11 protein-coding genes and 1 pseudogene are annotated in these 6,362 nt (G+C 68.7%); 6 read left to right on the forward strand and 6 right to left on the reverse strand.

Translation table 11 applies throughout. The features are described from left to right. The coding region (locus tag AOK11_RS28475) for an SDR family NAD(P)-dependent oxidoreductase (protein ID WP_055596593.1) at positions 1–725 on the forward strand (725 nt) is incomplete at its 5' end. Between the two features lie 59 nt (positions 726–784). After that, on the forward strand, positions 785–970 hold the full coding sequence (locus AOK11_RS28480) for a hypothetical protein (protein ID WP_055596594.1): 186 nt from the start codon (positions 785–787) through the stop codon (positions 968–970). Here the strand turns inward: AOK11_RS28480 and AOK11_RS28485 are convergent. The 4 genes from AOK11_RS28485 to AOK11_RS28500 all read right to left on the reverse strand — a co-directional run bounded on the left by AOK11_RS28485 (position 967) and on the right by AOK11_RS28500 (position 3,198). Beyond that, the gene (locus AOK11_RS28485; RefSeq protein ID WP_055596595.1) at positions 967–1,509 is read right to left on the reverse strand and encodes a GNAT family N-acetyltransferase; all 543 of its coding nucleotides are present in this window, start codon (positions 1,507–1,509) and stop codon (positions 967–969) included. The genes AOK11_RS28480 and AOK11_RS28485 overlap by 4 nt on opposite strands. Positions 1,510–1,695: 186 nt before the next feature. Beyond that, complete coding sequence (locus tag AOK11_RS28490; RefSeq protein WP_055596602.1) at positions 1,696–2,070, reverse strand: VOC family protein; 375 nt, start codon at positions 2,068–2,070, stop codon at positions 1,696–1,698. A gap of 628 nt (positions 2,071–2,698) precedes the next feature. Next, positions 2,699–2,995, reverse strand: coding sequence for a hypothetical protein (locus AOK11_RS28495; RefSeq protein WP_055596596.1), 297 nt, complete (start codon positions 2,993–2,995; stop codon positions 2,699–2,701). Next, on the reverse strand, positions 2,992–3,198 hold the full coding sequence (locus AOK11_RS28500) for a hypothetical protein (protein ID WP_055596597.1): 207 nt from the start codon (positions 3,196–3,198) through the stop codon (positions 2,992–2,994). Before AOK11_RS28500 ends, AOK11_RS28495 begins: the two co-directional genes overlap by 4 nt. A gap of 182 nt (positions 3,199–3,380) precedes the next feature. On the opposite strand from AOK11_RS28500, the gene AOK11_RS28505 reads away from it, so the two are divergent. Further along, entirely contained in the window at positions 3,381–3,659 is a 279-nt protein-coding gene (locus tag AOK11_RS28505) for a GlsB/YeaQ/YmgE family stress response membrane protein (RefSeq protein WP_055596598.1), read from the forward strand. Between the two features lie 252 nt (positions 3,660–3,911). On the opposite strand, the gene AOK11_RS40720 is transcribed toward AOK11_RS28505, so the two are convergent. Together AOK11_RS40720 and AOK11_RS28510 are read right to left on the reverse strand one after the other, a co-directional pair. Continuing rightward, positions 3,912–4,118, reverse strand: coding sequence for a DUF397 domain-containing protein (locus AOK11_RS40720; RefSeq protein WP_079035141.1), 207 nt, complete (start codon positions 4,116–4,118; stop codon positions 3,912–3,914). After that, a complete protein-coding gene (locus tag AOK11_RS28510) occupies positions 4,115–4,957 on the reverse strand; it encodes a helix-turn-helix domain-containing protein (protein ID WP_079035142.1) in 843 nt (280 codons plus the stop codon). Before AOK11_RS28510 ends, AOK11_RS40720 begins: the two co-directional genes overlap by 4 nt. A gap of 90 nt (positions 4,958–5,047) precedes the next feature. Here AOK11_RS28510 and AOK11_RS28515 point away from each other — a divergent pair, with 90 nt between their 5' ends. The 3 genes and pseudogenes from AOK11_RS28515 to AOK11_RS28525 all read left to right on the forward strand — a co-directional run. Beyond that, positions 5,048–5,383 (forward strand): hypothetical protein, encoded by a 336-nt coding sequence (locus tag AOK11_RS28515; protein WP_055596599.1) that lies wholly within the window; start codon positions 5,048–5,050, stop codon positions 5,381–5,383. A 191-nt stretch (positions 5,384–5,574) separates the two neighbouring features. Further along, on the forward strand, positions 5,575–6,021 hold the full coding sequence (locus AOK11_RS28520; RefSeq protein WP_157869464.1) for a DUF6355 family natural product biosynthesis protein: 447 nt from the start codon (positions 5,575–5,577) through the stop codon (positions 6,019–6,021). Positions 6,022–6,093: 72 nt separating this feature from the next. Next, a pseudogene (locus tag AOK11_RS28525) lies at positions 6,094–6,237 on the forward strand (prevent-host-death family protein); the annotation flags it as partial. Positions 6,238–6,362 lie beyond the last annotated feature (125 nt).

Here is a 6,362-nt window from a genome sequence, read left to right on the forward strand (position 1 = left end):
TCGCGCGGCGGCTGGCGGCCGACGGGCATGACCTGGTGCTGGTGGCCCGCGACATCGGCAGACTTCGGGAGCAGGCGACCGAGCTCCACGACCGTCACGGCATCGAGGCAGAGGTACTGACGGCCGATCTGTCCGAGGACAAGGGCATCGAGACGGTGGCCGAGCGTCTGGGCGATCGCAAGAACCCCGTCGACCTGCTGATCAACAACGCGGGCTTCGGCAACAAGGGCCGGTACCTCGACGTCTCCATGGCGGACGAGCTGAGGATGCTCAAGGTGCACTGCGAGGCGGTGCTCCGGCTGACGACGGCCGCGGCGGAGGCGATGCGGGAGCGCGGGCGCGGAGGCGTCGTGAACGTCGCCTCGACCGCGGCGTTCGTACCGCGCGGCACCTACGGGGCGTCCAAGGCGTGGGTCGTGCAGTTCACCCAGGGCGCGGCACAGGACCTGGCGGGCAACGGCGTACGGCTGATGGCGCTGTGCCCCGGCTTCGTACGCACCGAGTTCCACGAGCGGGCGGGGATGAGGACGGACAACATCCCGAACTGGATGTGGCTGGATGCGGACAAGGTGGCCGAGGAGGCTCTCACGGACCTGGCCCGCGGCAAGACGGTGTCGATCCCGGACGCGCGCTACAAGACCCTGATGGGAGCGGCGAAGCTGGTGCCGCGCAATGTCCTGGGCGGCTTCTCCTCGCGGACCGGCCGTAAGTACGGACCGCAGTAGCGGACCACCACGACCGATCGGACCGCCATGCCCGCCCGGGCCGTCACAGCCTGGGCGTCATGGCGGTCCTGCTCTCCCACGAGGCCGGTCCGATCGCCCGCTCCTGGGAGGCGGGCGGCCGCGAGCTGCCGGCCGCTCTCCGGCAGGCGGCCGGGTGGCCCGCCGACGTCCCGCCCGGCCTGTGGCTGCTGCCGGTGGAGGACCCGCGTGCCACACCCGCCCTTGACCGTCGGACGGCGGCCTAGCCCTTCGAGTCCGGCTTCCATTCCTGGACGAGGAGCCCGAGCAGCACCTCGTCCAGGAACTCGCCCATCACCCAGGCCGAGGAGCGCAGCACGCCCTCTCGGACGAAGCCGTTGCGCTCGGCGGAGCGCAGCATCGCGGCGTTGTCCGACAGCGTCTCGATCTGCAGCCGCTGCAGGCCGCGCACGACGAAACCGTAGTGGCACAGGGTCGCGACCACGTCGGTGCCGTAGCCCTTGCCGCGGGAGGACGGCAGCAGTCCAAGGCCGATGTGCGCGGACCGGCTGTGGTTGTCGATGCCCCAGAGCGTCGCGGTGCCGATCAGCGTGCCGCCGCCCAGCTCCACCACGGAGAACGGGACGCGCCCTTGCTCCTCGTCGTCCACCACGAGCCGCGGGTCCTCCGCACCGGGCGTGATCGGCCGCCACGGTCGGCCATCGGCCCGCGAGGCGTTGGCCACGTCGTCGTAGAGCTCAGTCCGCAGGATCGGGATGTCGTCCTCGTGCCGGGCCCTCAACCCGACCTTGCTGCCCCTTAACATGCAGGCTTCCTATACGACCGGGCCGGCCTGAGGCAAACGAATAGAAGGCCAGCTCACTTGGGGTAGCGGCGGTAGCAGATGAGGGCGGCGGCGATGCCGACGAAGGCCAGGAAGCACTCGGCTTTGCGCTCGTGGCGCCTGCAGGCGGCGACAGCCATCAGGCCAGGACAGTGGGCCCGATGGGACTCAGTGGAGGCAGAAGCAGAACGGATGGCCGGCCGGGTCCGCGTAGATCCGCCAGTTGGCCTCCGGGCGGAGCTGGTCCGTCCGCTCCAGCACGGTCGCACCGAGGGCGAGCGCCCGCTTCTCCTCTCCGTCGAGATCGTCCACGTCGAAGTCCAGGTGGAGCTGCTGCGGGCGCTCCTGGCCGGGCCATTCGGGCGGTCGGTAGCCGTCCACCCGCTGGCAGGCCAGCGGGATTCCCTCGAACCCGTGCACCTCGACCCAGTCGAGATCCTCCGGGTCCGCGACCACCCGGCCACCGAGCAGCTCCGCGTAGAACTCCGCAAGCCGTACCGGATCAGCGCAGTCCAACGCGACCGCCTGCAGCTTTCGAATCACTTCCGACACCCCTCGCTCTTCGGCCGCTTCCGCGACTGCCCCGTACGGGAGGGGTCGTACCCGCCACCGCGGCGGACATGCGCGGCGGCACACCGGGCCGTCGCCGGGCTTCACGCGGTCCTCCCCGAACGGCGCGGTCGGGGCACGGGGAGGCGCCTGATGGAGGAACTCCTGCGCGGCCGCGAGGAGCAGCGCGCAATCCTCTCGGTGCAGCCCACCGCCCTCGCCACGCAGAGCGTCTATCGGCATTGAGGGGGAGGAAGGCCGGCAGGAAGGGTCCTCCGGCCGGTGTCACACCGCCCTACTCACACCGCCCTACTGGGACATCTACGTCCGCGAACTGGGCTTTTCGCGGCGGTAGTCGGGCCCGTTCCCCTCCGAGGTGCGTTCCGGGGCAGTCGCCGGCGGGGCCCTCGGTCCGCCCCTGTCTTTCCACGGTGTGCCGTCCAACGTCGACGCACCCAGTCACCGGTCTCCCCGACGCCGAGCAGGAACGCCGAGGAAGAGGCGCATGCCGCAAGAGAGGCAGTCTGGTCGACAGCCTGCCCGAGAAGCCACAGCGCCAGGGTGAGCAGCAGCCACCAGGCCGTGAGCGACCCGGCATGCCGCCACCAGCGTGCGCGGCCGGTCATCGGGTCGTCTCCCTGGCCCGCTGAGCAGTAAGGATCGCCGTGATGCATCCCGCGAGCATCACCAACGCTCCCAGGCCGGTGGCGGCCAGGATGATCGAAGGCGAGGCACCGGCCAGGCGGGGAACGGCGTTGAGCGGCACGACGGTGTAAACGGCGAGGAGGAAAAGGCCGCGGGGGCGCATCGGGGCAAGGCGGGAGTGCAGCCGCTGGGGCACGTGGCCGGTGAGCAGGGCGACGCCCGCCGGCAGCAAGGTGAGGGAGAAGACGGCGAGGCCGATCCATTGCCAAGTCATCGGTACCGGGGATCCTGTCGGGGTCGTGGGCGTGGTCGGTCACGGCGGGTCAGGGCGAGCGTGAAGAGGCCGGCGGTGAGCACAGCCAGACCGGGGGCGAGGACGGGGAGGCCGGGGCCGGGCAGGACGTACAGTGCGGCCCCGGTCAGGGACAGCAGTGCTCCTCCCGCTGTCAGGGCGGTGCCGACGGTCCGCTTGGTCATGCTGCTCCTTGCGCGAGGGATGTTCACCGTCGGCCCGCAGCGCGGTGCGGGCCGGTTTCGGCGCTGCGCCGCTTCACTTGGCTCGGGGCGGTCGGGGATGCGATCCGAAGAACGGGTTTGTTCGGGCGCGGACGGTACAGACGAGGAACTGACACGGTCTTTACGACAGGACGGAGACAACAATGGGCATCATCGCGTGGATCGTCATCGGCCTGCTCGCCGGCATCATCGCCAAGGTCATCATGCCGGGCAAGGACCCCGGTGGCATCATCATCACCATGCTGATCGGCATCGCCGGCGGTCTGCTCGGCGGCTGGCTCGGCAAGGTGATCTTCGGCGTCGACTCCATCGACGGGTTCTTCGAACTCTCCACCTGGATCGCCGCGATCGTCGGCTCCCTCATCCTGCTCGCTCTGTACCGCCTCATCACCGGCAACCGGCATTCACACCGTCACGCCTGACCCCCTGATAGCGCCTCTGGACGGCCCCCCTCGTGCACCGGGCGGGAGCCGTCGGGCGTGTCCGGACCGGGCGCTGGAACGGCCGGTCCGGACGGGCAAGTCCGGACGGACACATCCGAGAACGACCTCGGCGCCCGGCACCCCGAGAAGAAGACGCGCGGACGGCAGAAGAAGAGTGAGTGACTGAGCCGAGCCCATGAAGAAGGGGCGGTCGGAAGCCAAGTCCCGGCTTCCGACCGCCCTTCGGTCACATCAAGTGCGCGTTGTCATCCGTACGAATGCCGTCCACTGCATGGCAGAAACGGTCAGGATCTCCGCCTCCGGCCGTTTGGAGTCGCGGACCAGCACGGCCGTACCGGCGTCCGCGACCTCGACACAGTCGCCGCCATTACCCGCGCTGTAGCTACTCTTGAACCACCGCAGTTCGGCCGCAGCAGGCGCGGGGCTACCTGTCTTCATAGCTCTCCCAACAGCTTCTCGATGAAGGTCAGCGACTCCTTGGGAGTCAATGCTTGTGCCCGAAGAACACCGTACGTCGCTTCGAGCTGGCTGACCTTCTTCGGTTCCGCGTACAGAGCGCTCACGTCCTGCACTTCCATGTACGCCATCCTGCGCTGGTTCTTGGAGTGGATCAACGTGAACGGCCCGGCCAGACCGGCATGTTCATCGCGCTCCATCGGCATGACCTGCATCTCGACGTTGCGCTGATGTCCGATGAGCAGAAGCTGTTCCAGTTGGCCGCGCCAAACCTCGCGGCCGCCCAAGGGCCGCCTGAGTACGTGCTCTTCAAAGACGAAGCTCAAGAGCGGAGCGGGACGTCGGGTGAACAGCTTCTGCCGTTCCATCCGCGCTGTCACACCCTGCTCAATCGCCTCCTCGTCCAGGAGGGGACGCCACATCTGAAACACCGCCCGCGCGCATTCCTCCGTCTGCAGAAGGCCCTTGATCGCGTGGTTGACGTAAGCATGCAGCTCAATAGCCTCAGCCTCCAGCTGCACGTACCGCCGGAAGAACCCCGGATACCGAGCCTTCGCCACTTCCTCTTTCATCGCCAGCAGCACGCCCCGCGCGCTCACCGCCCGGTCCACGCCGTCGATCAGCTCCGGCTTCGGAATCCGCCGTCCCTGCTCCACCGCCGCGATCTGCGCCTCGCCATAACCGACCTGGTCCCCCAACTGCGCCTGGGTCAGGCCCGCCGCCTCACGCAACAGCTTCATCTGACGCCCGAAGCAGCGCAGGAACTCCCCGTTCGAGTCGGCACTCTCGCCGCTCACACCCGAATCCGCACCCGACTCCATCCCATCGCCCCCTCAGCACAACCAACGCTCGGTCACCCGTGATCGCACGCTAGGACGCGCAGGCGTCAACCACACCGGAACCGGAACAAGTTGCGACGAACGGGTGAACCCCCCACGAGAGCCCTCCGCCTGCACATCCTGCGTGGCCTCCCCGACGACGACAGGACCGTCCACCGCCCCGGCGGCCTGCTGCGCCACCTCCTGCGCGACGTACCGCCCGTACCGACGGGGACGGGTTCCGTACCGGAAGCGACCCCACCACCCGGAGGAGCCTCACCCGAGCAGCTCCTCGAACCCCGCCTGTCCGCCCGCCTGGTGGGCGCACGCGAGTGCGCGGGCGACCACATCCAGCCCACCCTCTTCCGGCCGATCGCCGGCGAAGCCCTGTGCCGGGACTGCACGGCCCACTCCGCACAGCCGAGGTGAGTCGCACCGTCCGGGCCAGGACCGGGGTATCGGCTCTTGCGTACGGGGACGCCGCGTTGTCGACCTCCTGAGATCCGCTTCCTCATTCCCGTTTCCCTCTCACCCATCACTCAATCCGGTGACATAAAGTCATAAAGCAAGCGCACGCAGTTACGATTTCGGTACCAGTGCGACGCGTAAGAGGTGTCGTGGTGTCAGGCAGAACCGATCAGCTGGTCATCATCGCCATGGCTCACCCCCAAGGAGTGTTCGTGAAGCTCTCCCCCCGCCCTCTTCGAGCCGTCCTGGCGGCAGCGTCAAGTGCCGCGCTGGCCATGATGGTGTTCCCGGGTCCGGCTCATGCCGAGCCCGAGCGCGGTCCGGAAGTGCGTCAGGCGGGTGCGAGCCCCCTCGCCCCGTGCGGCTTCTTCCGGTACAACGTCCGCGAGTCCCAGTTCGCCGGATACAACCACTGCGGCGAGACGACGGTGCGGGTACACGTCGACGTCAGAGGGGGCGGCAGCACGAATGACTACCACCTCTGCGTCAGCCCCGGCCCCACGCAGCTACCGGGCGCAGGTCCGAACTATCTCAACGCGTACTACATCGGCGGCGCCGGCTGCCGGAGCGGAGACCGCACCGGGCACACACCCCACTGAGCTGAGCCTTTGATCCACCTTCGGTGGCAAACGGTCCAGGTTCGTTGTCGGAGGACAGTGATCGGCCTTCAGGAGTACCAGCGGCTGCGCCAACTCTCGGAGGACGTCGAGGAGGCATGGCTCAACCGGCTGGCCGACGAGGCCGAGTCCGAAGGCACCGACGGGTCGGCCTCGCTGGAAGAGATGGCCGCCATGCTCCGTGACCAGCAGGGCTGACTCCCCTGGGGTACCTCACGCACTTCACCCCGCACGCCCAGCGGGACATGCTCAAGACCCCGCGCCCCGACACCCTCCGCATCCTGTACCGCCTGACCGAACTCCGGAGGGTGTCGGGGCGCGGG

Origin of the sequence: Streptomyces hirsutus (assembly GCF_001418415.1) — a bacterium.
Taxonomy (GTDB): Bacteria; Actinomycetota; Actinomycetes; order Streptomycetales; family Streptomycetaceae; genus Streptomyces; species Streptomyces hirsutus.

Excerpts from the sequence above, each read along its gene's own strand:
- AOK11_RS28480 (WP_055596594.1), top strand. The coding sequence starts at position 785 with ATGGCGGTCCTGCTCTCCCACGAGGCCGGTCCGATCGCCCGCTCCTGG.
- AOK11_RS28485 (WP_055596595.1), bottom strand. The coding sequence starts at position 1,509 with ATGTTAAGGGGCAGCAAGGTCGGGTTGAGGGCCCGGCACGAGGACGAC.
- AOK11_RS28495 (WP_055596596.1), bottom strand. The coding sequence starts at position 2,995 with ATGACTTGGCAATGGATCGGCCTCGCCGTCTTCTCCCTCACCTTGCTG.
- AOK11_RS28500 (WP_055596597.1), bottom strand. The coding sequence starts at position 3,198 with ATGACCAAGCGGACCGTCGGCACCGCCCTGACAGCGGGAGGAGCACTG.
- AOK11_RS28505 (WP_055596598.1), top strand. The coding sequence starts at position 3,381 with ATGGGCATCATCGCGTGGATCGTCATCGGCCTGCTCGCCGGCATCATC.
- AOK11_RS40720 (WP_079035141.1), bottom strand. The coding sequence starts at position 4,118 with ATGAAGACAGGTAGCCCCGCGCCTGCTGCGGCCGAACTGCGGTGGTTC.
- AOK11_RS28510 (WP_079035142.1), bottom strand. The coding sequence starts at position 4,957 with ATGGAGTCGGGTGCGGATTCGGGTGTGAGCGGCGAGAGTGCCGACTCG.